The organism is Brevibacterium sp. OS20 (genome assembly GCF_056837565.1).
The window spans coordinates 2,015,216-2,041,475 of record NZ_CM166367.1 but is presented as its reverse complement, the minus strand read 5'-3'; the positions used below and the strand labels follow the sequence as shown (position 1 = coordinate 2,041,475).

At 63.8% G+C, this 26,260-nt stretch carries 23 protein-coding genes; 14 read left to right on the top strand and 9 right to left on the bottom strand.

Features of this window, described 5'->3' with window-relative positions; translation table 11 throughout:
* Positions 1 to 58: 58 nt before the first annotated feature.
* Genes ACVZTU_RS09145 through ACVZTU_RS09135 form a run of 3 tightly spaced genes read left to right on the top strand, consistent with a single transcriptional unit; the run spans position 59 to position 3,133 of the window.
* Complete coding sequence (locus ACVZTU_RS09145; protein ID WP_139467196.1) at positions 59 to 847, top strand: alpha/beta hydrolase; 789 nt, start codon at positions 59 to 61, stop codon at positions 845 to 847.
* 28 nt (positions 848 to 875) lie between these two features.
* Positions 876 to 1,328, top strand: coding sequence for a YiaA/YiaB family inner membrane protein (locus tag ACVZTU_RS09140; RefSeq protein WP_139467195.1), 453 nt, complete (start codon positions 876 to 878; stop codon positions 1,326 to 1,328).
* A 47-nt stretch (positions 1,329 to 1,375) separates the two neighbouring features.
* Positions 1,376 to 3,133, top strand: coding sequence for a DEDD exonuclease domain-containing protein (locus tag ACVZTU_RS09135; RefSeq protein WP_139467194.1), 1,758 nt, complete (start codon positions 1,376 to 1,378; stop codon positions 3,131 to 3,133).
* Here the strand turns inward: ACVZTU_RS09135 and trpD are convergent.
* Positions 3,101 to 4,222, bottom strand: coding sequence for an anthranilate phosphoribosyltransferase (trpD, locus tag ACVZTU_RS09130; RefSeq protein WP_139467193.1), 1,122 nt, complete (start codon positions 4,220 to 4,222; stop codon positions 3,101 to 3,103). The genes ACVZTU_RS09135 and trpD overlap by 33 nt on opposite strands.
* Positions 4,223 to 4,401: 179 nt before the next feature.
* Between trpD and ctaE the strand changes: the two genes are divergently transcribed.
* From ctaE to qcrB, 4 genes are read left to right on the top strand one after another with little or no spacing between them, the layout of a single operon-like run.
* The gene (ctaE, locus tag ACVZTU_RS09125) at positions 4,402 to 5,076 is read left to right on the top strand and encodes an aa3-type cytochrome oxidase subunit III (protein WP_172169436.1); all 675 of its coding nucleotides are present in this window, start codon (positions 4,402 to 4,404) and stop codon (positions 5,074 to 5,076) included.
* A gap of 57 nt (positions 5,077 to 5,133) precedes the next feature.
* Complete coding sequence (qcrC, locus tag ACVZTU_RS09120; RefSeq protein ID WP_139467192.1) at positions 5,134 to 5,919, top strand: cytochrome bc1 complex diheme cytochrome c subunit; 786 nt, start codon at positions 5,134 to 5,136, stop codon at positions 5,917 to 5,919.
* A 49-nt stretch (positions 5,920 to 5,968) separates the two neighbouring features.
* The gene (qcrA, locus tag ACVZTU_RS09115; protein WP_139467191.1) at positions 5,969 to 7,012 is read left to right on the top strand and encodes a cytochrome bc1 complex Rieske iron-sulfur subunit; all 1,044 of its coding nucleotides are present in this window, start codon (positions 5,969 to 5,971) and stop codon (positions 7,010 to 7,012) included.
* Positions 7,009 to 8,634 carry a cytochrome bc1 complex cytochrome b subunit gene (gene qcrB / locus ACVZTU_RS09110; RefSeq protein ID WP_139467190.1) on the top strand — a complete coding sequence of 542 codons (1,626 nt, stop codon included), beginning with the start codon at positions 7,009 to 7,011 and terminating at the stop codon, positions 8,632 to 8,634. Before qcrA ends, qcrB begins: the two co-directional genes overlap by 4 nt.
* Positions 8,635 to 9,706: 1,072 nt before the next feature.
* Here the strand turns inward: qcrB and ACVZTU_RS09105 are convergent.
* From ACVZTU_RS09105 to ACVZTU_RS09080, 6 genes are all read right to left on the bottom strand, one after another.
* On the bottom strand, positions 9,707 to 10,108 hold the full coding sequence (locus ACVZTU_RS09105; protein WP_139467189.1) for a cytochrome c oxidase subunit 4: 402 nt from the start codon (positions 10,106 to 10,108) through the stop codon (positions 9,707 to 9,709).
* Positions 10,105 to 11,802, bottom strand: a complete 1,698-nt coding sequence (gene ctaD / locus ACVZTU_RS09100; RefSeq protein WP_482401735.1) for an aa3-type cytochrome oxidase subunit I — start codon at positions 11,800 to 11,802, stop codon at positions 10,105 to 10,107. Before ctaD ends, ACVZTU_RS09105 begins: the two co-directional genes overlap by 4 nt.
* Positions 11,799 to 12,671, bottom strand: coding sequence for an aa3-type cytochrome oxidase subunit II (gene ctaC, locus ACVZTU_RS09095; RefSeq protein ID WP_139467187.1), 873 nt, complete (start codon positions 12,669 to 12,671; stop codon positions 11,799 to 11,801). The genes ctaD and ctaC overlap by 4 nt, the downstream gene beginning before the upstream one ends.
* Before the next feature lie 110 nt (positions 12,672 to 12,781).
* The gene (gene aat, locus ACVZTU_RS09090; RefSeq protein WP_181270490.1) at positions 12,782 to 13,459 is read right to left on the bottom strand and encodes a leucyl/phenylalanyl-tRNA--protein transferase; all 678 of its coding nucleotides are present in this window, start codon (positions 13,457 to 13,459) and stop codon (positions 12,782 to 12,784) included.
* A 29-nt stretch (positions 13,460 to 13,488) separates the two neighbouring features.
* Positions 13,489 to 13,842, bottom strand: coding sequence for a HesB/IscA family protein (locus ACVZTU_RS09085; protein WP_025778316.1), 354 nt, complete (start codon positions 13,840 to 13,842; stop codon positions 13,489 to 13,491).
* Positions 13,843 to 13,921: 79 nt separating this feature from the next.
* Entirely contained in the window at positions 13,922 to 15,298 is a 1,377-nt protein-coding gene (locus ACVZTU_RS09080; RefSeq protein ID WP_482401734.1) for a M20/M25/M40 family metallo-hydrolase, read from the bottom strand.
* Between the two features lie 23 nt (positions 15,299 to 15,321).
* On the opposite strand from ACVZTU_RS09080, the gene ACVZTU_RS09075 reads away from it, so the two are divergent.
* Positions 15,322 to 15,933 carry a DUF3043 domain-containing protein gene (locus ACVZTU_RS09075; protein WP_482401733.1) on the top strand — a complete coding sequence of 204 codons (612 nt, stop codon included), beginning with the start codon at positions 15,322 to 15,324 and terminating at the stop codon, positions 15,931 to 15,933.
* Here the strand turns inward: ACVZTU_RS09075 and ACVZTU_RS09070 are convergent.
* The gene (locus ACVZTU_RS09070; protein WP_482401732.1) at positions 15,908 to 17,014 is read right to left on the bottom strand and encodes a quinone-dependent dihydroorotate dehydrogenase; all 1,107 of its coding nucleotides are present in this window, start codon (positions 17,012 to 17,014) and stop codon (positions 15,908 to 15,910) included. The two genes, ACVZTU_RS09075 and ACVZTU_RS09070, sit on opposite strands and share 26 nt — an antisense overlap.
* 122 nt (positions 17,015 to 17,136) lie before the next feature.
* Here ACVZTU_RS09070 and ACVZTU_RS09065 point away from each other — a divergent pair, with 122 nt between their 5' ends.
* The 3 genes from ACVZTU_RS09065 (at position 17,137) to sucB (ending at position 21,999) form a co-directional block, all read left to right on the top strand.
* Positions 17,137 to 18,612 (top strand): leucyl aminopeptidase, encoded by a 1,476-nt coding sequence (locus ACVZTU_RS09065; protein ID WP_482401731.1) that lies wholly within the window; start codon positions 17,137 to 17,139, stop codon positions 18,610 to 18,612.
* A 153-nt stretch (positions 18,613 to 18,765) separates the two neighbouring features.
* Complete coding sequence (gene lpdA / locus ACVZTU_RS09060; RefSeq protein WP_139467181.1) at positions 18,766 to 20,154, top strand: dihydrolipoyl dehydrogenase; 1,389 nt, start codon at positions 18,766 to 18,768, stop codon at positions 20,152 to 20,154.
* A gap of 21 nt (positions 20,155 to 20,175) precedes the next feature.
* Complete coding sequence (sucB, locus tag ACVZTU_RS09055) at positions 20,176 to 21,999, top strand: 2-oxoglutarate dehydrogenase, E2 component, dihydrolipoamide succinyltransferase (protein ID WP_139467180.1); 1,824 nt, start codon at positions 20,176 to 20,178, stop codon at positions 21,997 to 21,999.
* A 62-nt stretch (positions 22,000 to 22,061) separates the two neighbouring features.
* On the opposite strand, the gene ACVZTU_RS09050 is transcribed toward sucB, so the two are convergent.
* Positions 22,062 to 23,477, bottom strand: a complete 1,416-nt coding sequence (locus tag ACVZTU_RS09050; RefSeq protein WP_139467179.1) for a hypothetical protein — start codon at positions 23,475 to 23,477, stop codon at positions 22,062 to 22,064.
* 158 nt (positions 23,478 to 23,635) lie between these two features.
* Here ACVZTU_RS09050 and lipB point away from each other — a divergent pair, with 158 nt between their 5' ends.
* The 3 genes from lipB to ACVZTU_RS09035 all read left to right on the top strand — a co-directional run bounded on the left by lipB (position 23,636) and on the right by ACVZTU_RS09035 (position 26,138).
* Complete coding sequence (gene lipB, locus ACVZTU_RS09045) at positions 23,636 to 24,274, top strand: lipoyl(octanoyl) transferase LipB (protein ID WP_139467178.1); 639 nt, start codon at positions 23,636 to 23,638, stop codon at positions 24,272 to 24,274.
* Between the two features lie 10 nt (positions 24,275 to 24,284).
* A complete protein-coding gene (lipA, locus tag ACVZTU_RS09040) occupies positions 24,285 to 25,337 on the top strand; it encodes a lipoyl synthase (protein ID WP_092013963.1) in 1,053 nt (350 codons plus the stop codon).
* A 63-nt stretch (positions 25,338 to 25,400) separates the two neighbouring features.
* Entirely contained in the window at positions 25,401 to 26,138 is a 738-nt protein-coding gene (locus ACVZTU_RS09035) for a DUF4191 domain-containing protein (protein WP_139467176.1), read from the top strand.
* Positions 26,139 to 26,260 lie beyond the last annotated feature (122 nt).

Here is a 26,260-nt window from a genome sequence, read left to right as displayed (position 1 = left end):
CGACACGAACGGTGAACAGCGAAGTCCGTCTCGGACTCATCCGTGCCATGCTGGGAGCATGGAGATCGATTTCACACTCGGAGCGGACCCGACGGCCGCCTATCGCAGCCTCGACAACGGTTCAGCCTCCGCGGTTCTCTTCCTGCACGGACTCACCGGTTCGCCCGTCGCCTGGGTCCCGATCGCCCGCGCGATCGCAGCGGAGGGCGTCGACGTCAGCGTCCCCCAGCTGCCCGGACACGGCACCTCATGGCAGGACATGGACTCCACTGGATGGTCCGACTGGCTCGGCGAGGCGCGCACCGAGCTGGGTCGGCTGCAGGCCGACCACGAGCGTGTCGTCGTCGCCGGCCTGTCGATGGGTGGAGCCCTTGCACTCGCCCTGGCGGCGGCAGCGGGTGCGCCCGACGAGATCGTCGTGGTCAATCCTGCCCTCTACATCGACTCTCCCTTCGCTCCCCTGCTGCCAGTGCTCAGGCACGTCGTGCGCACGATTCCGTCGATCGGCGGCGACATCGCCCACCCGGACCGCGACGAGTACGCCTACGAACGGACGCCGGTGGCTCCCCTGGCCACGTTCCATCGTGCGCTGCGAACCCTGCGCGACGATCTGTGGAAAGTCACCCGCCCCGTCACTGCCATGGTCTCCGGTGAGGACAACGTCGTGAGTCCGCGGACGCTGCGTGCGCTGCGATCGAACCTTCCGCACCCGCCGAGGATCGTCGCCCTGCGCCGATCTCGCCATGTGGCGACCCTCGACTTCGACGCGAACACCATCGCAGAGGCGGTCCTGCAGGCGGTCTCCACCGAAACGACCGTGCCACGGCAGTCCGAGACCGGGGAATAGCTGGGGCCACGGAATTGCTGAGTCAGGTATGAACGACGACGGCACCGCTTCGACTCCCGACGACGAGGGCCGGGAGGACTGGCGAGGGGAGGTTCCCGATCCGGAGCGGATCGGGCACGACCGATCGCGCATCAGTGACGAGGAATGGGACGACCTCGTCCGGCAGATCGCCGAACCCTCGGCGACGACGGGTGATATGCCCGCCGAGGATGTTCGCGACGCCCTCGAGGACACCGAGCATTGGGAGCGCGAACCGGCGGAGCCGATCGGGTGGCGCACCGCTTCGCCCACTCTCGTGCTGTCCTGGGCCGCGGCTCTCGGCGCGGTCGTGCTGCTGCTCATCGGCGTGATCTTCTTCCGACCGCTGCCCGGGTGGTACCTGCTCATCGGCCTGGCCGTCGGCATCGGCGGCGCGGTCGGTCTGTTCTTCCACCTGCCGAGCCATCGTTCCGCCGACGACGGCGACGGATCCTCGGTGTGAGCGATGCTGGCCGCTTCGTGTCAGCGACACCTGAGAGACTGGACATCATGACCGTCCCGTTCGACCGCGCGCCCAGCGCACTGCACAACACTCAGCTGTCATTCGACAGCCTCGGAACTCCCCTGTCCGACGTCACCTTCGTCATCGTCGACCTCGAAACGACGGGCACCCGAGCCGGGCAATCGGAGATCACCGAAATCGGCGCGGTCAAGACTCTCGGCGGCGAGGTCATCGGCGAGTTCCAGACCCTGGTCAAACCGGAACACTCCGTGATCAGCCCATTCGTCGCCCGGCTCACCGGCATCACTCATGCGATGGTCGATGACGCACCTCCGATCAGCTCGGTTCTGCCGAGCTTCCTGGAATTCTCCGTCGGTGCGGTGCTGGTCGCACACAATGCGCCCTTCGACATCGGATTCCTCCGCTCGGCCTGCGAACGTCTCGACTACCATTGGCCGGCGCCCACAGTCCTCGATACCGTCACGCTGGCCCGACGCGTCGTCGGCCGCGACGAAGTGCGCAACCACAAACTCTCGACGCTCGCCGCTCATTTCGGCACCCAGGTCGAGCCCGATCACCGTGCGCTCTCCGATGCGCGAGCGACCGGCGAGCTCCTCCACCATCTGTTCGAACGCTTCGGAGGCTACGGAGTGACGACGCTGGAGGAGCTGTCGACCGTCAGGCAGTCAGGGTGGGCGAAGCGTCAGGCCAAATCCCACCTGGCCAAGGGCGTTCCCGCGGAGCCCGGCGTCTACATGTTCCTCGACGGCACTCGCCGTGTGCTCTACATCGGCAAGTCCGGAAATATGGCCAGGCGAGTGCGCGGGTACTTCAACGCCTCGGAGAACCGTGGCCGCATGGCCGAGATGATCACTGCGGCACAAGAGGTCAGCTGCCTGCCCTGCGCCCATGCGCTGGAAGCCGAAGTCCGCGAGATCCGCCTCATCGGAGAGTTGGCGCCGCCTTACAACCGACGGTCGAAGAACCCGGAACGCAATTCCTGGATCGTCCTCAGCGATGAGCTCTTCCCCCGACTGTCGGTGGTCCGGGCGAACTCGGCTCTCGAACGCTCCCCCGCTCCACCGCTGGGACCGTTCCGTTCACGGAAGTCGGCACAGGCCGTCAAGGAACTCCTCGACACCCTCTACCCCGTCAAGAGGTGCACGGCAGCGATCACGCAGCGCAGCCTCGGCGAACATCGTCCCTGTGTGAGTGCACAGGTCGGTCAATGCGGCGGTCCCTGCGCTGGGATCACCGATGTCGATGACTACCAGAGCTCGATCCGCGAGCTCTTCGCTCTGCTCGATGGGGACCTGTCCTCACTGCAGCGCTTGGCCGCTGAACGCATGCAGCGACTGTCAGGAGAGGCCCGATTCGAAACGGCCGCCGAGGTCCGTGACTCAATGCGCTCGGCAGTGTCCATCGCGGCGCGAGCCGAACAGGTCACGGCATTACGGAGAGTTCCCGAACTGATTGCGGCGGCCCCCGGTTTCGACTCCGGCTGGGACCTGGCGATCATCCGCCACGGGAAACTCGCCGGCGCCGGCCATGTGTCGACCAGGCAAGCCATGGGAGATTCTCTGTCGGCCCTGAGTTCGACGGCCGAATGGGTCCCTGCCCCCGGAGCGCTGCCGCAGGAGACCGACTCGCTCCCGGAGGAGTCGCGTCTGCTGGCCGGCTGGCTGGAGACCGCCGAGCTCGTCTCTGTGACGCCCGCAGGCGATCATGGCTGGTCGCTGCCCCGTCAGGGAGCGACCAGCCATGTACAGAGCTCAGGAGCGGTTCGACTCAGCGACTCTGTGTGAGACGTCGATGAGCTGTTGGAGCTTGTCCGCGCCGCCCCCGTTGTCGATCGTCGCCACCGCAGTTTCGAGTTTGAGGGCCAAGCGCTCCGTGAAGGTGCCCACAGCCGACTCGTCGGCGGCGACGAGCGCCGCTGCGGCGTTGATGGCCACGATGTCGCGCACGGCCGATCGTTCACCGTCGAGGACCGCGCGCGTGATGGCCGCGTTCTCATTCGGGCCGCCGCCGCGCAGATCGTCCTTCGTCGCCCGCTCGATGCCGAGGTCGAGGGCGTCGAACGTCGTGTGTTCGATCTCGCCGTGACGGACTTCCCACACATCGTTGACGTCGGTGTTGCTCAGCTCGTCGAGACCGTCGCGTGACCGGAAGACCACGGCCTGGTGCCCGCGTTTGGCCAGCGTGCCGACGACGAGCGGGGCCATCTGGGCATCGGCGACGCCGATGGCCGTATGCCTGGCTCGAGCCGGGTTCGTCAGGGGGCCGAGGATGTTGAACGCGGTGGGAACGTTGATCTGGCGCCGCACTGCAGAGACGAACTGCATCGACGGATGGAACACGTTGGCGAAGCAGAAGGCCAGTCCGACCTCTTGGGCGATCTGACCGGTCTGTTCGGGTGTGATGTCGAACCGCACGCCGAGGGCTTCGAGCACATCGGCCGATCCCGACGCCGAGGATGTCGCGCGGTTTCCGTGCTTGACGACCCGCTGTCCGGTGGCGGAGATGATCATGGCCGCGGTCGAGGAGATGTTCGCCGTCTTCGCGCGGTCGCCTCCGGTGCCGACGATGTCGACGGAATCTTCCAGTCCTGGCAGGGGAACGGCATGATCCATCATGGCCGCCACGAGGCCGGCGATCTCCTCGACCGTCTCGCCCTTCGTATGGTGTGCGGCGAGAAATGCGGCCATTGTCACATCCGGAGTCTTGCCCGACATGATCTGATCCATCGCCCAAGCCGCCTGGTCTCCATCGAGGTCCTGCTGGTGCATGAGAGCCATGAGCAAGTCGGGCCAGTTCTCAGCGGCCGCCGGAACCGTGGTGCGGGCCCCGGAAGCCTGAGCTGCCGGGGTGGTCTTGGGCGTCGAATCGGTCATCCGTCTGAACTCTCACTAGGGGCTGCCGCCGCCCCGAAGCTCAGGGCGGACCTTACCTGCGGCATACTATCGCGACTTCGACACGCGGGCGGAAGCGGCATCCGAAACGAGATTTCGGCACCAGATCGCGGTTTTTGCTACGTCGTGTAGAAATTTCTTTCTCGAAACCTGGGTAAAAGATGAAAACTCACCCCGAGACGGGTAATAATGGGGTTGTGTCAACTGCCACTGCATCTCAAACAGCGCCAGCACATCCGGTTGTCAATCGTCCGAATGTGACCACGGTGGGCTTCATCGTGTTCCTCGCGAGCGACCTGATGTTCTTTGCCGCGCTCTTCGCCATGTACTTCACCGTCCGGTCCGTTGTTCCGGAGCTGTGGGAGGCGAGGACCCAGATCCTCGACATCCCCTACGCTCTCGGCAACACGTTGATCCTGGTGTCGTCTTCGTTCACCTGCCAGATCGGTGTGTTCGCTGCCGAGCGGTTCCGTCCCCGGCGGACCGGGTCGCTGTTCAACATCGCCAAATGGGGAATGGTCGAGTGGTTCTACCTCACCTTCGCCTTGGGCGCGATCTTCGTCTCCGGTCAGGTCATGGAGTACGCGACCCTCGTCAGCGAGGGCATCTCGATCAGCTCCGACGGCTACGGTTCCGTCTTCTACCTGACCACGGGCTTCCACGGCATTCACGTGACCATCGGACTCATCTGCTTCCTGCTCGTCATCGGACGCGCCTACGGAGCGAAGAAGTTCGGTCACCATGAAGCCACATTCGCAATCTGCGTGTCCTACTACTGGCACTTCGTCGATGTCGTCTGGATCGGTCTGTTCGGCGTCATCTACCTGCTCCAGTAGCCGGCCCGAGATGCTCGGCCCCCAGGACTCACAACACTTCAAGCAAAGGACGATCAAGTGAAGCTTCTAGCAGATCGCCGCAGACATCCCATGGCGCTGGTCGCGCTTCTTCTCGTGGGACTGCTGCTGACCGGCGGAGCCTATGCACTCTTCACGCAGACTTCGAGCGCCAAGGCGGACACAGCCAGCGCCTCTGATATCGAAGAAGGCAAGAAACTCTTCGCGGCAAACTGTGCCACCTGTCACGGCATGAACGCCGAAGGCTCGAAGGCCGGTCCCGGCCTCATCGGCGTCGGCGCCGCTGCAGTGGACTTCCAGGTCGGCACCGGACGCATGCCGCTGCAGGCCAACGGCCCTCAGGCTCGCGTCAAGGAACCGCAGTTCGACGAAGAGCAGACCGCTCAGCTCGCTGCCTACGTCGCTTCGCTCGGCCCCGGGCCGGCAGTTCCCGAAGACGAGTACCTCGATGCTTCGAAGGGTGATCCCGCTGCCGGCGGCGGTCTGTTCCGCACCAACTGCGCCATGTGCCACAACGTGGTCGGCTCCGGTGGTGCGCTGACCCGCGGCAAGTACGCACCGAACCTGTCCGAAGTCTCCGAGAAGCACCTCTACGAAGCGATGCAGACCGGCCCCCAGAACATGCCGATCTTCAACGACGCGAACCTGACTCCCGAAGACAAGCGCGATGTCATCGCCTACGTCAAGGAAGTCTCGGACAACCCCTCCCCCGGCGGCTTCAAGCTCGGTTCGCTGGGCCCAGTGGCAGAGGGCCTGTTCATCTGGTTCTTCGGACTTGCTGCCGTCATCGGTCTGACAGTGTGGCTGTCATCCAGGGCCAAGTGAGTCTGACAGTGTCGTTCACCATCAATTACGAGAATAGACGGGGAATTCAATGACCTCGAAAGAGCACTCCGGCGGCGGCAGCCAGCTCGAGGAGTTGAACGGGTTCACGAACCCAGGTCTGCCCGAGCACAAACCGCGCCTGGCCGACTCGGACCCACGCGCCGAGAAGGTCGCCGAACGACAGGTAGCCGCCTGGTTCATCCTCTCGATGATCGGAACCATCTGGTTCATCGTGGCGTACTTCCTGTTCACCCCGGGCGAATCGATGCAGAGCATCCGCCTTCACAACATGTTCGTCGGCCTCGGTGCCGCTGTCGCGATGTTCTCCATCGGCTTCGGTGCAGTGCTCTGGGCCAAGAACCTCATGAGCGATCACGAGGGCATCGACGAACGCCATGACATCGGCGGCAGCGAAGAGGATCAGGCGATTGCGCTCGAGATCCTCCACCAGGCCAAGGAAGAGTCGGGCATCGCCCGTCGTCCTCTGCTGCGCAATACGCTCATCGCCGCTCTGGCGATCGCCCCGCTGCCGGCAGTTCTCGTCTTCCGCGACCTCGGTCCGCTGCCGGGCGACAAGATGTTCAACACGCTCTGGCAGAAGGGCACTCGCCTCATCCGCGACGTCGGCGGAATCCCCTCGGTGGATTCCGAACGTCCGATCAAGGCCGACGAAGTCACCATCGGCTCGGCCTACCATGTCCTGCCTTCGGGCATCGGCGACGAGGAGGCCAGCGAGCACCCGCTGAACGAGAAGGCCAAGGCGGCCGTGCTTCTCATGCGCATCGATCCCAAGGAACTCAAAGAGGATCCGGATCGCAAGGACTGGTCGCACGACGGAATCGTCGCCTACTCGAAGATCTGCACCCACGTCGGCTGCCCCGTCGCACTGTACGAGCACCAGACACACCACCTGCTGTGCCCCTGCCACCAGTCGACCTTCGACGTGACGGAACACTGCAAGGTCATCTTCGGCCCGGCCAAGCGACCGCTTCCTCAGCTACCCATCACCGTGGACAGCGAAGGCTACCTGGTTGCCCAGTCGGACTTCCCTGAGCCTGTCGGACCTACGTTCTGGGAGATCAACCACCCATGAGTACTACACAGCCAACCACCACCATCGGGAAGGCGGCGAACTTCGCCGAAACCCGCGTCGGGGCATCTGTCCTCGTGCGCGAGTTCGGTCGCAAGATCTTCCCCTCCCACTGGTCGTTCATGCTCGGCGAGGTTGCTCTCTACAGCTTCATCATCGTCGTTCTGTCCGGAACGTTCCTCACGTTCTTCTTCCAGCCGGCCATGGGCGAACTGCACTACGACGGACCCTGGCTGCCGCTGCGCGGCGTCGAGATCTCCGAAGCCTATGATTCGACACTCGCGATCTCCCTGGAGATCCGCGGCGGTCTGTTCATCCGACAGATGCACCACTGGGGCGCGCTGCTCTTCGTCGCCGCATTGAGCGTCCACATGCTCCGCGTGTTCTTCACCGGTGCCTTCCGCCGTCCGCGTGAGCTCAACTGGGTCGTCGGTGTTCTGCTCGTCATCATGGGCATGGCGGCCGGCTTCACCGGCTACTCGCTCCCCGATGATCTGCTCTCGGGCAACGGACTGCGAATCATCGACGGCATCCTGAAGTCGCTGCCGCTCGTCGGAACCTATATCTCGTTCTTCCTCTTCGGTGGAGAGTTCCCGGGCATCGACATCGTGGCCCGCCTCTACACCCTGCACATCATGATCGTGCCGGCTCTGCTCATCGCACTCATCGGCATCCACCTCATGTTCGTCGTCGTGCACAAGCACACCCAGTACCCTGGTGCCGGAAACACCGAGAAGAACGTCGTCGGAGAACCTGTTCTGCCGACCTTCGCAGCCAAGGGCGGAGGATTCTTCTTCCTCATCTTCGGTCTGCTCTCGCTCATCTCGGCGCTGTTCACGATCAACCCGATCTGGAACTACGGTCCGTATGACCCCTCCCCGGTCTCGGCCGGTACCCAGCCTGACTGGTACATCGGTTGGGCCGATGGGTTCCTCCGCATCGTCCCGGGCTGGTTCGAGTTCTACATCTTCGGATGGCCGATCTCGTTCAACATCAACAGCGCCGTGATCGTCATGGGCGGCGTGTTCGCTGTCATGTTCATCTACCCGTTCTTCGAGGCGTGGCTGCAGAAGGACCATCGTGAGCACCACATCCTCGATCGTCCGCGCAACAACCCGACTCGTACCGCCATCGGCGTTGCAGGAATCATCTTCTACTGCAACATGTGGGCGGCTGCATCGGGTGACATCATCGCAGTGTTCTTCCAGATGTCGCTCAACGACATGATCTACATCTTCCGATTCCTGTTCTTCTTCGGACCGATCATCGGTTACATCATCACCAAGCGCATGTGCCTCGCGCTTCAGCGCAAGGACCGTGAAATCGCTCTGCACGGACGGGAGACGGCCCATATCATCCGTCTGCCCCACGGTGAGTTCCTCGAACGTCACGAGGCTCTTCCCCCGCACAAGCTGTGGAAGATCACCGCGTTCGAGTCGCCGGCCTACGTACCGGCCGAGCCGAATGCCGAGGGCAAGATCACGGGGATGGAGAAGCTGCGTGCACGTCTGTCTCGCTTCTTCTTCGAAGATCGTGTGGCCCCGGTGACGAAGCAGGAGCTCGAAGCTTCGCACCACGACCATGACGCTGTCGAGGGTTCGAACAACAAGGAACTCGGACACTGACAGGTCCGACACACCTGATACGAGGGGCTCAGCAGTTCAACTGCTGAGCCCCTCGCTCCATTCACAGAAGAGGCGGTCACTCGTCACTCTCCGTCGCGTACTCCGTTCTCCGCCTCCTGATGTGGATATCTGCACCTGACCCTGTCGGTCTCAGCAACTGCTGGCCAGGGGCAGTACCACCTGGATTGAGCCGCTTCCGCCTCGATCGGAATAGTCCCGTGTCGGTCCGATCTGGTTCTCCGCGAATCGGAACACCCGCCGTAGGCTATGAGAGCCACGTCCTGCGTCTCAAAATGCTCTGGCCGAGCACGAGTTCGTCTGAGACTGCCGACGGGCCGCTGACGGGCCTGCAGCAAGCTTCTGAACGTACTGCTCCGTTCGCCTCGGGGAGGCCCGAGCACGAAGACGGGCGTTCGTTCAGCGGTGCCCAGACGTGGAATCTGCCTCTCCCCTGGCCCGTTGCCTTGCGCCTCATAGCTGCTCTCAAAGTCTCGACTGCCGATCGAGGCTCATCGGCCCCGAGATTGGCAGAAAGAGAATGAGCCGAACGATACAGTGACACACTGCCGCATCTTGGCCAGCGAAAGAGTGTCACCAGGGCTCTCTTCAGCCTCCAGTCGCCTCCGGCTGCGTCTGCGTCCGCCCTAGTGGACGCTCGCCGCGATCCGTGGTGGACCCGATGTCGATCTTGGCGATTGCGTCGGCACAACGCCTCCTTCATCGCGGTGTGCTCTGTCGAATTGGTACTGAATGTTCTCAAATGCTCACCGAACAAAGTGATGAGTTCAGAACAGCCTGGACCAAACCGCAGTCCGCCTTTAGCTCCGGAAGAGCAGTCCGCCGCTTGCTCCGACTGCGAACGGCAGAAGTGCGACCCTGCGGGTGTACGTATGGGCCGCAGGGGACCACGCAAGCGTCCATCAGCCACTCCGGCGCCGACAAGGGACCGGAGGACGTGCCCACGATGATTTCTGTCCACCTGTGTCGGGTTTGTCCGCTGCCGGTGAATAGCACTGTGGCCCGGACTCGACTTGAGTCCGGGCCACAGTGGCTGGGCGATCAGATAACTGAATCAGTGGGCGAAATCGCCGCGATCGTGTTCGTAGGTGAGACCGACCAGAGCAACGATGCCGAGCACGACACCGAACGGGAAGATCCACCAACCCATGGCGATTCCGTAGAATGCGACGGCGGCGGCTCCCGCGCTGACGATCGGCCACCAGCTCCACGGGCTGAACATACCGTAGTCGGCATCGGCGTCGGAGATCTCGGCGTCGTCGTTGTCCTGAGGCTGACGACCGACGCGTCGATCCGTCAGCCAGAGGTAGACGCCGATCATCAGGGCCATCAGTCCGACGAGGAGCAACGCCGGGAATCCGACGAGCTCGGTGAAGTCGGTGAAGAAGCCGTAGAAGATCCCGACTGCGATGAAGAACAGGCCGCAGAGGTTGAAGACGTAGATCGATGACTTCATTTGGCGTTGTCTCCTGTGAGCTGGGGTTCTGCCTGACCGTGACCGCTGTATTCAAGCAGCTCGGGGTGGTTGAGGTCGAAGGCAGGACGTTCGGAGCGGATCCGCGGCAGCGAGGTGAAGTTGTGACGCGGGGGCGGGCAGGAGGTAGCCCATTCGAGCGATCCTCCGTAGCCCCATGGGTCATCGACCGTCACCTTGGGTGCATTGCGGTGGGTGATCCACACGTTCCAGAAGAACGGAACCATGGACAGACCCAGCAGCAGCGAACCGACCGTCGACACCTGGTTCATCCAGGTGAAACCGTCCTGCGGCAGGTAGTCGGCGTAACGACGCGGCATTCCGTCGACACCCAGCCAGTGCTGGACGAGGAAGGTTCCGTGGAAGCCGATGAACAGCATCCAGAAGTGGATGTGTCCGAGCTTTTCGTTGAGCATCTTGCCCGTCCACTTCGGCCACCAGAAGTAGAATCCGGCGAACATCGCGAACACGACGGTGCCGAAGACGACGTAGTGGAAGTGCGCCACGACGAAGTAGGTGTCGGACACATGCTGGTCGAGGGCCGGGCTGGCCAGGATGACTCCGGTCAGACCGCCGAAGAGGAACGTTGCGAGGAAGCCGATCGACCACACGATGGGAGTCTCGAATGTGATCGAGCCTCTCCACATCGTGCCGATCCAGTTGAAGAACTTGACACCTGTCGGAATCGCGATGAGCATCGTCATGAAGGCGAAGAACGGCAGTGCCACGACGCCCGTGACGTACATGTGGTGGGCCCACACGGTCACCGACAGCGCAGCGATGGCAACTGTCGCGAAGACGAGTTCCTTGTAGCCGAAGACCGGCTTGCGGCTGAACACCGGGAAGATCTCTGTGACGATGCCGAAGAACGGCAGCGCAATGACATAGACCTCCGGATGGCCGAAGAACCAGAACAGGTGCTGCCAGAGTATCGGTCCGCCGTTGCCCGGGCTGAACACATGGGAACCGAGGACGCGGTCGGAACCGAGCACCAGCAGCGCAGCAGCCAGAGGCTGGAAGGCCATGAGCACGAGGATGCCGGTGACCAGGACGTTCCAGGTGAAGATCGGCATGCGGAACATGGTCATGCCCGGGGCGCGCATGGTGATCACAGTCGTGATGAAGTTGACGGAGCCGAGGATGGTTCCGAAGCCCTGCAGGGCGAGTCCGAGGACCCACAAGTTACCACCGGCGCCCGGTGTGAACGTCGTATTGCTCAATGGCGCGTAGGCGGTCCAGCCGAAGGATGCCGCACCCTGAGGGGTGAGGAATCCGGAGATGGCCACAAGGCTGCCGAAGAGGTACATCCAGAAGGCGAAGGCATTCAGCCGCGGGAACGCCACGTCCGGAGCGCCGATCTGCAACGGCATGATGACGTTGGCGAAGCCGGCGAACAGCGGGGTGGCGAACATCAGCAGCATCAATGTGCCGTGCATGGTGAACAGCTGGTTGTACTGTTCCTTGGTCTCAACGATCTGCATTCCGGGCTCGAAGAGCTCGAGGCGGATGATGAGCGCCATCACACCGCCGACGCAGAAGAAGAAGAACGAGCCGATGAGGTACATGTACCCGATCGTCTTATGGTCCGTCGACGTGATCCAGTCGACGATGATCTTGCCCTTGCTCCGTGGAACTACCGGAGCATAAAGAGCCGCCTGATCCATCGTGGCGGTCATTTCTCAGCACCTTCTTTCGGGTACCAGTTGCGATCGTACTCCGGTCCCAGCTGGCCTGTGTTGCCCTGATCGGCAAGCGACTGCGTGTACTCCTGGAATTCTTCCTTCGACACGACCTTGACGTTGAAAAGCATCTCCGAGTGGTACTCACCGCAAAGCTCGGCACACTTGCCGACATACTCGCCTTCCTTCTCGGCACGCAGATGCAGGCTCTGATCGTGGCCGGGGATCATATCGCGCTTCTCGAGGAAGGCGGGGACCCAGAAGGAGTGGAGGACGTCGCGGGAGTGCAGGCGGATCTCCAGGTCGGTGTCGACGGGGAGGTAGAGGACGGGAGCGGTCTTCTCGGGGGCTTCGGTGCCGTCGAGGGCAACCTGAGTGCCGGCGTAGTAGACGTCTTCGGTCTCATAGTTGAAGTCCCAGGCCCACTGCTTGGCAGCGACCTCGATGACCTGCTCGCCAGGGGTGGAGTCATCCGTCGTCTTCTCCATGACCTGGACGTTCTGGAAGAAGAAGCCGAGGACGAGGACGACCGGAGTCACCGTGAAGAGGATTTCGATCGGCATGCTGTAGCGCATCTGCACCGGCAGTCCGCGATCGTTCTTGCGGCGGCGGTAGGCGACCATGGCCCACAGGATGAGTCCCCAGACGATGAGGCCCACGATGAGAAGGGCGATCCAGCCGCCGTTCCACAGCGCTGTATAGGCATCAGTGTGGTTCGTCGCGCCTTGCGATTCGACGGGAAAAAATCCTGTGGCGATCTGCTCTTTAGTGCAACCCGATAGCAACGCCGGTATCAACACGGCGCTCAGAATGCCGAGCCGCTTCGCCCAGGACCGCTGCGGTCCTGACTGATTCGGAGAATCCACGTGCAGCCTTTCACAACGTTCTGCGTCTCCAGGTCAGGCCGAGAGACGTGTACTTACTCTGTCACTCATAAGACTACCGCTACACGCGGTAGAAATTCACCTGCAGATGTTCATTTGTTGAGAATATGCTGACAGACACTGCCCCTGAGCGCGGAATCTAGGTGCGCGGAGTACTCCAGGCCGCTGATCTCCGACACGCCGAGGGTGGCGAGGTGTGATGTCTGCCACTGGGTGTCGATGAGCCAATTCCCCGGTCCCGTATCCGCATCCGCCGAGGTGGACCGGGTTTCTCCGCTGACGACGTCGGTTCCGTCGAAGAGTCCGACGAGGTGGGCCAGCGCGGCCTTCGAGGCGTCGCGCTGAGTGTGGAACATCGATTCGCCGGCGAAGAACGAACCGATGGCGACTCCGTAGAGACCGCCGACAAGCTCATCGCCGTTCCAGACCTCGACCGAATGCGCCCACCCGTCGTCGTGGAGGCCCTGGTAGAGCTCGATCATGTCCTCGGTGATCCAGCTGCCCGTCCGCCGCGGGTCGGCACATGCCCGGATGACGTGCATGAAGGCGCGGTTGGTGGTGAAGGTGAAGTGTTTCATCGATTTGCGCAGGCTCTTCGTCACACGCAGGTCACCGGGAAACAGAACTCCACGTCGTCGTGGAGCCCACCATCCCATCCGACCGGTGCCCCCGTGGCCGACTCCCATCGGGAAGAGTCCGGCCCGATACGACAAAAGGACCTGGGGCTGCGTTGCCGTGTACGACACGGCACGCAGATCCTCCAGGTCCATGAGAAGCGCTCCTCCTCAGCCGAGGCTGATCAGTGGAACGAGTCTCCGCAGGCGCAGGATCCCCCGGCGTTGGGGTTGTCGATGGTGAAGCCCTGCTTCTCGATGGTGTCGGAGAAGTCGATGGTCGAACCGCTGAGGTAGGGAACGCTCATCCGGTCGACGATGACCTCGACGCCGTCGAAGTCGCGGACCGCGTCTCCGTCAAGGAAGCGCTCATCGAAATAGAGCTGATAGATCAGTCCGGAACATCCGCCGGGCTGGACAGCCACGCGCAGGCGCAGGTCGTCACGACCTTCCTGTTCCAGCAGGCTGCGGACCTTGTCGGCAGCGGTCGACGACAGCTCCACCTCGTGGGTGGCTTCTGCTTTTTCGGTCACAGTCATGGTTACTCCTTTTCGCGTTCCTGTCCCCAGGCTACACCGGTGACAACGTCGGTGCCCGGCAAGCTATTCCCCATTCGTGTCATCCGTGGTCGCCGAGGCGCTGCAGCAGCAGGGCTTCGGCGACGATCGCGGCTTTGAAATCGGGCAGGTAGAGCGATTCGTTGGCGCTGTGGGCCCTCGCGTCGGGATCTTCGACGCCCGTGACGAGGATCGATGCGCGGGGGAACACATCGAGCAGATCGGCGATGAAGGGGATCGATCCGCCGATGCCCATCGTCACCGATTCGGTGCCCCAAGCGTCGGTGAGCGCCTGGCGGGCGGTCCGGACCACAGGGTCGTTCTCATCGGCCTGCCAGGGGCTTCCGCCCTCGGTCTCCCCGATGCTCAACTGCGCACCGAAGGGCAGATGCGCGCGCAGATGCTCCTCGACGGCCCGGACCGCCGAGGCGGGGGTGTCCCCGGGCGCGAGTCGGATCGAGAGCTTGGCCTTTAGGGAGGACTGCAAGGTATTCGAGGAGACCGCCACATCGGGAATGTCGAGACCGATGACGGTGATCGACGGCTGTGTCCACAGACGGGAGGCCAAGGTGCCTGCGCCGATGAGCTCGGTTTCCGCGAGCACCCCGGAGTCTGTTCGCAGCGTCGCCTCTTCGAAGTCGATGGAGGTCTCTGTGCTCGAGTGCAGGCCGGCGACAGCGACGGAGCCGTTGTCGTCATGGAGGGTTGCCAGCAGCTTCGTCATCGCGAGCATCGCATCCGGTGCCACTCCCCCGTACATTCCCGAATGCACGGCGTGGTCGAGGGTGGAGACCTCGAATTCGACGGCGCACATTCCGCGCAGGCTCGTCGTCAGGGCCGGAGTCCCCGCTGCCCAGTTGCCCGAATCGGCGACGACGATGACATCTGCGCGCAGGCGGTCCCGGTAGGTCTCGAGGAAATTGCGGAAGCTCGGGCTGCCGGCTTCTTCCTCACCTTCGAAGAAGAGCGTCACACCGACACCGAGGCGGTCGGCCAGCAGCCGCAGAGCCGTGAGGTGGACCATGATCCCGGCCTTGTCGTCGGCGGCTCCACGGCCGAAGAGGCGGTCGCCCTTCCGGGTGGCGACGAAGGGTTCGGTGTCCCAATCCTCGGCGCGGCCGGGCGGCTGCACATCGTGATGGGCGTAGAGGAGGACGGTCGGGGCGCCCTCCGGCGCCGGCACGGAGGCGACGACGGCCGGGTATCCGTCGGCGCCGTCCGACTGCTTCGCGGTGAGGATCTCCGTCTCGAGGCCGAGCTGACGCGCCAAGCCCGCGACAGCCTCGGCGCTGGCCGTGACATTCGCGGCGTCGAAGCTCGGCCAGGCGACGGAGGGGATGGCGACGAGATCCGTGAGATTGCCGAGAACCTCGTCGAAGATGGTGTCCAGTTCGGCATGCAATTGTGCACTGTCAAGTGCTGAAGTCGATTCGCTCATTCTCCAAAGGTAGTATTCATCTCGTGTTCGGAAACAAAAAATCTCGCGCCGAGGACGAAACCTCCGCCTCTCAGCCAGTCCATGACGACCCCTCCGCAGAAGCCGACGCCCGTCGCGAAGCGGAGGCGAAGAAGGGACGGCCCACGCCCAAGCGCAGCCAACAGGAGTCCGCGCGCCGTCAGCCCTTGGTGAACAAGGATCGCAAAGTCGCGAACAGACAAGCCAAGGAGCACCAGCGGCAGGAGCGCGACCGCGCACGCATCGGCATGATGAACGGCGAGGAGAAATACCTCACCCGCCGTGACAAGGGCCCGCAGCGCCGGTACATCCGCGACTACATCGATGCCCGCTTCTCGATCGGCGAGATCTTCATACCAGCCGCGATCCTCATCCTCGTCATCGCGTTCACGCAGCCGGTGCAGATCCAGCAGTACTTCACCTACGCCGTCTGGGGTCTCATCGCACTGATCGTCCTCGACGGGTTCGTGCTCAACTACATCCTCAAGAACCGGCTGCGCAACAAGTTCGGCGAGGTCGAACGGGGCATCACCTTCTACGCAGTCATGCGCAGCATCCAGCTGCGTCCGCTGCGCATGCCCAAGCCTCAGGTCAAGCGCCGCCAGTACCCCGAGTGAGCAGCCGGCTCGACTCGAGGCCGCGTGCGATGCGGCCGGGGAAGAACGGACCGGAGTAGATCATCTCCGAATAGAACTGAACCAGATCGGCGCCCGCGGCCACTCGAGCCCGGGCGTCTTTCGCATCCGCGACGCCGCCGACGGAGATGACGGTGAGCTCGTCGCCCACGTGCCTCTTGACCAGACGCAGCACCTCGAGAGAGCGTTCGGCCACGGGGCGTCCGGAGATGCCGCCTGCCTGACCTTCGGCGAACTCCGCCTCGGCGCCGGTCAGCACACCGCGATCGATCGTCGTGTTCGTCGTGATGAGTCCGTCGACGCCGGTGCGCAGAGCGAGGTCGCAGATCTCGGCCACATCCTCGTCGGCGAGATCCGGGGCGATCTTGACCAGCAGGGGCACATGACCCAGCGTCGACCGCGGGCGCTCGACCACCTCGGCGGCGGTGTCGCGGACGGCGGTGATGATCGGCTCCAGGCTGCCCACGGACTGCAGATCGCGCAGACCGGGAGTGTTCGGTGAGCTGACATTGATGACGAGGTAGTCGGCCAAGGGAGCCAGCGCACGGGTCGAGGCGGCATAGTCGGCCACCGCGTCGGCCGCCTCGACGACCTTCGTCTTGCCGATGTTGATGCCCACGATTGGACGCAGGCGCTGCGGGAGGGATTCGATCTTCCTCCGTTCGGCGGCGATGTTGAACGATGCCTGCCGGGCTCCGTCGTTGTTGAACCCCATCCGATTGAGCAGGGCGAGATTCTTCCGCAGACGGAACAGCCGCGGACGATCATTGCCCGGCTGCGCATGGGCGGTGATCGTGCCGACCTCGATATGTCCGAAGCCCAATGACGACAGAGCACGGACCCCCACGCCGTTCTTGTCGAACCCCGCGGCCAGGCCCACTCGGTTGGGGAAGGGCAGACCCATCACCTGAGCGGGCCGGACGGTGTCGCGGGCACAAACGACGCGGAGCAGGCGACCGAGCAGAGGAATGGAGTCAAGAAGGCGCAGCGCGGAGAACGAGAGGTGATGGGCCCATTCGGCGTCCATGGGAACGAAGAGGAGTCTGAAGATCAATGAGTACACGCACCTAAGAATATGTCAGAGTCCCTCATCGCTTCAGCAGGCGCTCGACTCACTGCTTCAGCAAGTCGGCGTGTTTGGCATTAGGATCGAAGCAACGTTCAAAGACGACTGAAAGGGAACTCATGGCTGGTGCATCCACCCTCAGCAGCTACTCCACGACCTCACCGGTGAAGGCCACCGCCTCCGTTCTGGTGCTGGCGGCAGCCGACTCGACGGTCCTCGGACTCGAAGGGGCGAAGGCGGCGAAGACCGCCCTCGACGAAGCCGCTCGCGCCATCGGGTTCAGCGGAAAGGCCGGATCCACCGCTCGTGTTCCCGCTCCGAAGGGTGTCGCCGCCGACTCCGTCCTGCTCGTGGGGCTCGGGGACTGCGATCCCGATGACTCCGATGTCGCCGCAGCTGCTGAAACGCTGCGTCGCGGCGCGGGAGCGGCGCTGCGTGCACTCGACGGTGTCGAGTCGATCGCACTGGCCCTGCCCGCCGCCACTCCGACAGAGGTCGAAGCGATCACGGTGGGCGCGGGACTCGGAACCTACCGTTTCCTCGACTACCGCAGCGAAGGCGGGACTCCGGGCGAGATCACCATCATCGGCCCCAAGGGCAAGACCTTCGCCGTAGCCCATGACGCCGGCGCAGTGATCGCGGCCGCGACGAACAGAGCTCGCGATCTCGTCAACACTCCCCCACTGGATCTCTACCCGGAGTCCTACGCGGAGATCGTCAAGGACCAGGCCAAGGACCGCAAGCTCAAGGTCACAGTGCTCGGCGAGAAGGAGCTCAAGGCCGGAGGCTACGGCGGAATCATCGGCGTCGGCCAGGGTTCGACTCGTGGACCCCGCCTCGTCAAGGTCGAATACGCACCTCGCGGCGCCAAGCGCCATCTCAGCTTCGTCGGCAAGGGAATCACCTTCGACTCCGGCGGCATCTCACTCAAGCCGGCGAAGAGCATGGAGGACATGAAGTCCGATATGGCCGGTTCCGCGGCCGTCGTTCAGGCGCTCTTCGGCATCGCCGACCTCAAGCTCCCGGTGCGTGTCACTGCGTGGCTGCCGATGGCGGAGAACATGCCCGGGTCTTCGGCACAGCGCCCCAGCGACGTGCTGAAGATGCGCAGCGGCAAGACCGTCGAGGTCACGAACACCGATGCCGAGGGTCGCCTCGTCCTCGCGGATGCGCTCACCGATGCGGGGGCTGAGAACCCGGATCTGCTCATCGATGTGGCCACACTCACCGGTGCTCAGATCGTCGCCCTCGGCGAACGCACCTCCGGTGTCATGGGTTCCGAGGCCGCACGGGCAGAGGTCATCGCCTCGGCTTCCGTAGCCGGTGAGCAGATGTGGGCGATGCCGATCCCCGAGGAGATGCTCTCCGGGTTCGACTCCACCGCCGCCGATCTCACGAACTCAGGACCGCGCCCCGGCGGCATGCTCGCCGCTGCGGCGTTCCTGCGTGAATTCGTCGGAGAGGATGCGAACTGGGCGCATATCGACATCGCCGGACCGAGCTTCAACGGTTCAGCACCCTTCGGCTACACGCCGAAGGCCGCGACTGGAGCCGCGGTGCGCACCCTCATCGAAATCGCGAAGGCGAAGGCCTGAGCCCGGTGGTTCTACACGCTGTCGAGGTGAACGTGATGATGCCCACCTGTGTCCAATCAGACAGCGTTTTTCTTCGCCCCGCGCAAGAAAAGTGGAAAGATAAGACTGAAAGCTGCGTACTGCAGGCTTATTCACAGCTACGAGGAGAAATCCGTGAGTGACGAATTGACCTACGACCTTGTCGTTCTGGGTGGCGGAACCGGTGGCTATGCCGCTGCTCTGCGAGCCGCAGAGCTCGACATGAAGGTCGCTTTGATCGAACGCGACAAGGTGGGAGGCACCTGCCTGCACCGTGGCTGCGTGCCGACGAAGGCTCTTCTGCACGCCGCAGAAGTCGCCGACACCGCCAAGAACTCTGAGACCTTCGGCATCGAGGCCGAGTTCAAGGGGATCGACATCGCCAAGGTGCTCGAGTACAAGGACGGGGTCATCACCCGCAACTACAAGGGTCTGCAGGGTCTGGTCAAGGCTCGCGGAATCGACACCTACTTCGGCACCGGCAAGCTCGTCGGCAAAGACACTGTCGAGGTCACCGGCGAAGACGGCAACCACACCGTCAAGGGCACGAACGTTCTGCTCTCGACCGGTTCGACATCGAAGACCATCGGTCTCGAGGTCACCGACCGCGTGATCACGAGCACCGAGGCTCTCCAGCTCGACAAGGTCCCGAGCTCGGCCATCGTGCTCGGCGGCGGCGTCATCGGCGTCGAGTTCGCCAGCGTTTGGAACTCCTTCGGAGCTGACGTCACGATCGTCGAGGGCCTCAAGCACCTCGTTGCCAACGAGGACGAGACCATCTCGAAGAACCTCGAGCGCGCCTTCAAGAAGCGCAAGATCAAGTTCAAGCTCGGCGTCATGTTCAAGGGCGTCGAAGAGACTGCCGACGGGGTCAAGGTCACTCTCGAAGACGGTTCGACGCTCGAGGCGGAGTACCTCCTCGTCGCCGTCGGCCGCGGCCCAGTCACCGAGGGCTTCGGCTTCGAAGAGCAGGGTATCCCGATGGATCGCGGGTTCGTCCTCGCCAATGAACGTCTCCACACCGGCGTCGGCAACATCTACGCCTGCGGCGATATCGTCCCCGGACTCCAACTGGCCCATCGCGCCTTCGGCCAGGGCATCTTCATCGCGGAGGAGATCGCCGGCCTCAACCCGGCACCGGTCGTCGAATCGGGCATCCCGCGCGTGACGTACTGCGAACCGGAGATCTTCTCCGTCGGACTGTCCTCCGCTCAGGCGGAAGAGAAGTACGGAGCGGACCAGGTCGAATCGCTCGAGTACAACCTCGGCGGCAACGGCAAGTCCGTGATCCTGGGCACCACAGGCCTGATCAAGGTCATCCGCGAGAAGGACGGTCCGGTCGTGGGCGTGCACGGAATCGGTGCTCGCCTGTCCGAGCAGGCCGGTGAAGCGCAGCTCATCGTCAATTGGGAAGCATTCCCCGAGGAAGTCGCGCAGCTCATCCACGCGCACCCCACGCAGAACGAAGCACTCGGCGAGGCGCACTTGGCCCTGGCCGGCAAACCCCTGCACTTCCACTCATAAGATCCGAGGAGACGAATACTCATGTCGAATTCCGTTCAGATGCCGGCTCTCGGAGAGTCGGTCACCGAGGGCACTGTCACTCGCTGGCTCAAGGAAGTGGGCGAAGAAGTCGAGGTAGACGAGCCGTTGCTCGAGGTGTCGACCGACAAGGTCGACACTGAGATCCCGAGCCCCTACGCAGGCACCCTCGAGAAGATCCTGGCCGAAGAAGATGACGTGGTCGAGGTCGGCGGCGACCTCGCCTACATCGGCGACGGCAGCGGCGCTTCAACCCACGACGAGGAACCTGCGGAGGAACCCGCCGAGGAGCCTGCAGAGGCCCCGGCTGAAGAAGCACCCGCCGAAGAAGCACCGGCGGCCGAAGAGGCCCCGGCCGAGGATCCGAAACCTGCCGCTTCGGATTCAGGATCCTCCGAAGGCACCGAGATCACAATGCCCGCGCTCGGCGAATCCGTCACCGAGGGCACCGTGACCCGCTGGCTCAAGGAAGTCGGTGAAGAGGTCGAGGTCGACGAACCGCTCCTCGAGGTCTCCACCGACAAGGTCGACACCGAGGTCCCCTCCCCCGTTGCCGGAGTCGTTCAGGCTCACTTGGCGGAAGAGGACGATACCGTCGAGGTCGGCGCGCCTCTGGCTCGCATCGGTTCCGGTGCCCCGGCCGAATCCGCACCGGCTGAGGATGCGCCCAAGGAAGAGGCCCCCGCCGAGGAAGCTCCGGAGCAGGAAGCCCCCGCCGAAGAGGCTCCGAAACAGGAAGCCCCCAAGGAGGAGGCAGCGAAGCAGGAATCGGCTCCCAAGCCGGCCGCGACCGCATCCGCACAGTCCGCCTCGGCCGCTCAGGCCGAAGAGCCGGTGGAAGCAGCTGCACAGGCACCTGCCGCCGCCGACACCGTCGGTGAGAACGCTGCCTACGTCACTCCCCTCGTGCGCCGTCTGGCCCGCGAGAAGGGTGTCGACCTCTCGCAGGTCTCCGGCACCGGAGTGGGCGGTCGCATCCGCAAGCAGGATGTCGAATCGGCCGCGAAGAACGGCCCTGCTGCCGCTCCCGCGGCACAGTCCGGCGCATCGGCCGGAGCTCCGAAGGCTCCGTTCAAGGTCGAGATCCCCGAGGAGGCTGCGAAGCTGCGCGGCACCACGGAGAAGGCTTCGCGTATCCGCCAGACCATCGCCAAGCGCATGAGCGAGTCACTCGATGTCTCCGCTCAGCTCACGCAGGTCATCGAAGTGGATATGTCTCGCGTCGTCAAGCTGCGCAAGGCCAATAAGGAGGCATTCCAGGCCAAGCACGGTTCGAAGCTGACCTACCTGCCGTTCTTCGCCAAGGCCATCGTCGAAGCGCTTCAGGTGCACCCGAAGGTCAACGCTCAGTACGATCTCGAGTCGCAGCAGATCACCTACTTCGATCACGAGCACCTGGCCGTTGCGGTCGATACCCCGCGCGGACTGCTCGTGCCCGTGATCAAGGATGCCGGTGACCTCAGCGTCGCAGGTCTGTCGAAGGCCATCGACGATGTCGCCGACCGGACCCGCAACAACAAGATCATGCCGGACGAGCTTTCGGGTGGAACCTTCACGGTGACCAACATCGGTTCCGTCGGGGCACTGTTCGACACGCCGATCATCAACCAGCCGCAGATGGGCATCATCGGCACGGGCGCGATCGTCCGCCGTCCCATCGCCGTGAAGACGGCCGACGGCGATGAGGCGATCGCCATCCGCGACATGGTGTACCTGCCGTTGACCTACAACCACCAGCTGGTCGACGGTGCGGATGCAGGACGATTCCTGCAGACCATCAAGGCACGTCTGGAAGAAGGCAACTTCGAGGCCGATCTCGACCTCTGAGCCTGACTCTCCGACACACCTGATCGAGGGGCCGACCATTCGTGGTCGGCCCCTCGGGCCATTCACCGCGTCGTCGCCTCCCGGACCTCCGCTACGAGCCATGTACCCTCGACTCTGTGCAGTTCGAACTCGACGGTCTGCTCGGCGAACTCCACCAGGGCGGCCCCGGTGCCTCCGCTCGACCGCATAAGCGCCGAGGCGACCACCCGGTCATCGTCGGCGGCGACGATCTCCACGTCCTCGACATCGATCGAATAGTCGGAGTCGGCATACGCCGAGGGATCGATGAGCTCATCGGCTGCTGCGGCAGCCGAGTCGGGCACCGTCAGTGCCTTCAGAGCCGCCTCGTCGCCATTGCTGAGAGCTGCTGCGCGTGACTCGCACAGTTCCTCGAGGACGGCGGACACGTCGTCTGCGCTCGGCGTCGACGTCGCTTCGGGCGGCCGGGTCGCCCCCTCGGCGGACGGCGCCTCTTCTCCGCTCACGGCCGCGGTGGACGACCATGAGGACCAGACGACGACTCCGCCCAGAACCGTCAGGCACACGGCGAGGCCGATGAGCAGGGTGCCGTGACCGAACACACGATGCAGGTCCACCGCCCGCAGGCGGGTCCACAGGGAGCCCACGGAGCCCAGCAGCGGTACCATCCACTCCTTTCGGCCGCCTGCGCGTCGGCGATCACGTCTCGAGCGTCGCGAGCTCTTCGCCTCGGCGCGCAGCGGAGTCACTCCGCCTCCGCGCAGAGGCGGGGCCGGTGCGCTGTGCGTCGAACCGCTGTCCTCCTCGGATCGCCGGTGCGGTCTGAGTCCGGTTGCCACGCGCAGACGAGCCGTGAGGGCCGATTCCGGCGACGTTCCGCTCTCGGCAGGCACCATTGGAAGCGCAGCGGGACGGTCGAGTGTACGAAGGGAATCCGCCGCCTCGGCGAGGGCGGTGCCCAACCCGATTTCGGACGCCGCATCGTCCAGGAGGCCTGCGACGAGCGACCGCAGAGCCGACGATGACTCGGACAGAGCGAGGTCGACGGGAAGCAGCACCTCGGCCCACGGCCGCCCGTGGACGGCGTGATAGATCATCTCTCCCACGGCGCGGCGCGGTGTCGTCGCAATGGGCGCCGAGACTCCGGGAATGAGGACCGGTCGACCGTGGGCGTCGAGGGAGAACGCGGACAGAGTGAGCCGATCCTCTGGTCGCGTGCACGTCGTGAGCTCCTCGATGATGCCCAGGAACAGGGTGCACAGCTCGGCCTCGGTCAGTCCCTGATAGGTGCGGATCACGTCGAGGACGAGACCACCGGGCGAAGCGGGGACGATGAGAAGGGAACGGGCGCCGGTCGGAAGAGCCACCTCGGTGAGGGCGAGAACACGGGGGTCGTCGGCATCGAAATCATTGTGCACGACGCCCCATGCACTGCGACCGTCGGAATCGACGACGCGATGGATATCATCCGCGATCGTTGCTTGGAACTCCCATGTCATGGTTCGTCATCTCCGTTGATGATGATCAGTCGCATTTAGTGTTGTTTAATGATGCTCGCCGATGTCGTTATGTGTCAAGGGCCACAGCCTCGGTGGAGGTCGCCAGATGTGATTGGAAACAAATTGAACACTGGGGTCAAGAGTCATAGTGTGGAGCCATGCCCCTGGCCACAGAAACGCTCGGGTTCGCCCCTGTCCTCTCGGACTATCGGCAGACTTGGGAATTGCAGAAGAGATACCACGACGAAGTGCTCGCCGGCGACCGTCGATCGACGATCCTACTCCTCGAGCATTCCCCGGTCTATACGGCCGGCAAGCGCACCGAGGACTTCGAACGACCGACCGACGGCACAGATGTCATCGACGTCGACCGCGGCGGGAAGATCACCTGGCACGGTCCCGGACAGCTGGTCGCCTACTGCATCTACAAGCTCAACGACCCCAAAGAGGTCCGACTCTTCGTGTCCCAACTCGAGGACGCGATGATCCGACTGCTCTCCGAATACGAGATCGAGGCGACCACGATCGAGGGCCGGGCCGGTGTCTGGCTGCGCGGCGACGAACTCCGTCGCGACCGCAAGATCGGTGCCATCGGCATCCGCATCCACGAAGGCGTGACGATGCACGGCCTGGCCCTGAACTGCAGCAACGACCTCGGCGCCTATGAGTCCATCATCCCGTGTGGGATCACAGACGCCGACACCACGTCCATCAGTGCTGAGCTCGGTCGGACCGTCACTCCCGAAGATGTGGCGCAGCGACTCGACGAAATCCTGCACGAGACCATCACCGCTTAGGAGAACTCAGATGACGATCGCACCAGAGGGCCGCCGCATGCTCCGCGTCGAAGCCCGCAACTCCGAGACTCCCATCGAGGACAAGCCGGCCTGGATCAAAGCGAAGGCCCATATCGGCCCCGAATACACCGCACTGAAGTCGCTCGTGCGCAAGCAGGAGCTGCACACGGTCTGCGAAGAGGCAGGCTGCCCGAACATCTTCGAATGCTGGGAAGATCGCGAAGCGACCTTCCTCATCGGCGGCGAACAGTGCACCCGGCGCTGTGACTTCTGCCAGATCGACACCGGCCGACCGGCTGAATTCGACGCTGACGAACCTCGCCGCGTGGCCGCCTCGGTGGCGGAGATGGGTCTGCGCTACTCGACGATCACCGGTGTGGCACGAGACGACCTCGAAGACGGCGGCGCCTGGCTCTATGCAGAGACCGTGCGCCAGATCCACGACCTCTCGTATGTCGACGGACGCGGCACCGGCGTGGAGCTGCTCATCCCCGATTTCAATGCCAAGCCGGATCAGCTCGCCGAGGTGTTCTCCTCCCGACCTGAAGTGCTCGCGCACAATGTCGAAACGGTTCCGCGCATCTTCAAGCGCATCCGTCCCGCATTCCGCTACGAACGATCGCTGTCGGTGATCACTCAGGCCCGCGAGGCCGGCCTGGTCACGAAATCGAACCTCATCCTCGGGATGGGTGAGACGAACGACGAGATCATCTCCGCACTGCAGGACCTCCACGATGCCGGCTGCGACCTCATCACCATCACGCAGTACCTGCGTCCCTCTCCTCGGCACCATCCCGTCACCCGGTGGGTCAAGCCCGCCGACTTCGTGATGCTGCGCGATGCTGCAGAGGAGATCGGCTTCCTCGGCGTCATGTCGGGTCCGCTCGTGCGTTCGTCGTACCGTGCAGGCCGCCTGTGGGCCACCGCCATGCGCCGCCGCGGAGAGGAGATCCCCTCGCATCTGGCGCACCTGGACAAGCACACCCCCGCCAAGCAGGAGGCGCAGGCCGTTGTGGATACCTTCGGCCCCGGCGAAGAGGTAGACTTGACTGCTGAGCAATGAGCGTCGGCCTCCCCCTGATTTCTGGAGGCGACGCCGCAACGCCCCTCAAGAGCAAGTGAGAGAATGAGCGAAGAACCGCGTAAGGGACTGTTCCGGCGCAAGCCGAAGGATCCGAACAAGAAGCCCGGCCGACTGGCGCAGATGCGTCAGGTCTACGAGCTGTCCGCCAAACACAACAAAGCGACCCCGTGGCTGCTGGCCGCGGCGATCCTCGGGTGCACGCTCATCGGCCTGCTGATCGGTCTGCTCATCGGCGGCACCACCGCGATCTTCACGACGATCCTCGGTTTCATGGTCGGTCTGCTGTTGGGCATGTTCATGCTCGGCCGCTTCGCCGAGACCGCCGCATTCGCTCAGATGGACGGACAGCCCGGAGCCTTCGGCGCTGTTCTCAACACGGCCCGCCGCGGGTACCTGATGGATGAGAAGCCGATCGCCGTCGATCCGAAGAGCCGTGACCTCGTGTTCCGGTCGACCGGTCGTGCCGGCGTCGTGCTGCTGAGCGAAGGTCCGAAGGGACGCAGCGCGAAACTGCTGGCCAAGGAGAAGAAGCGCCACGAACGCATCCTCCCCAATGTTCCGGTGCACACCTTCCAGGGCGGCAAGGAAGAGGGCCAGTTGGCGATGAAGCAGGTCGTTCCGGCCGTGCAGAAGCTGCCGCGCAAGCTCAACCGCGCCGAGGTCCTGGCCGTGCGCAATCGTCTGGCTGCTCTCGGGACGCAGGGCACCCGCCCGCCGATCCCGAAGGGCATCGACCCGAACAAGGCCCGCCCGAACCACAAGGCGATGCGCGGACGCTGACCCGCAGCCCCTCAGCGAAGGCACGAGCCCTTCAGCCGAGGCAAGGAGAAGCGGCGCCGACTCAACGAGAGTCGGCGCCGCTTCCCATTCCCCTCTTACTACCTGACGGCGGCCCAGCAACC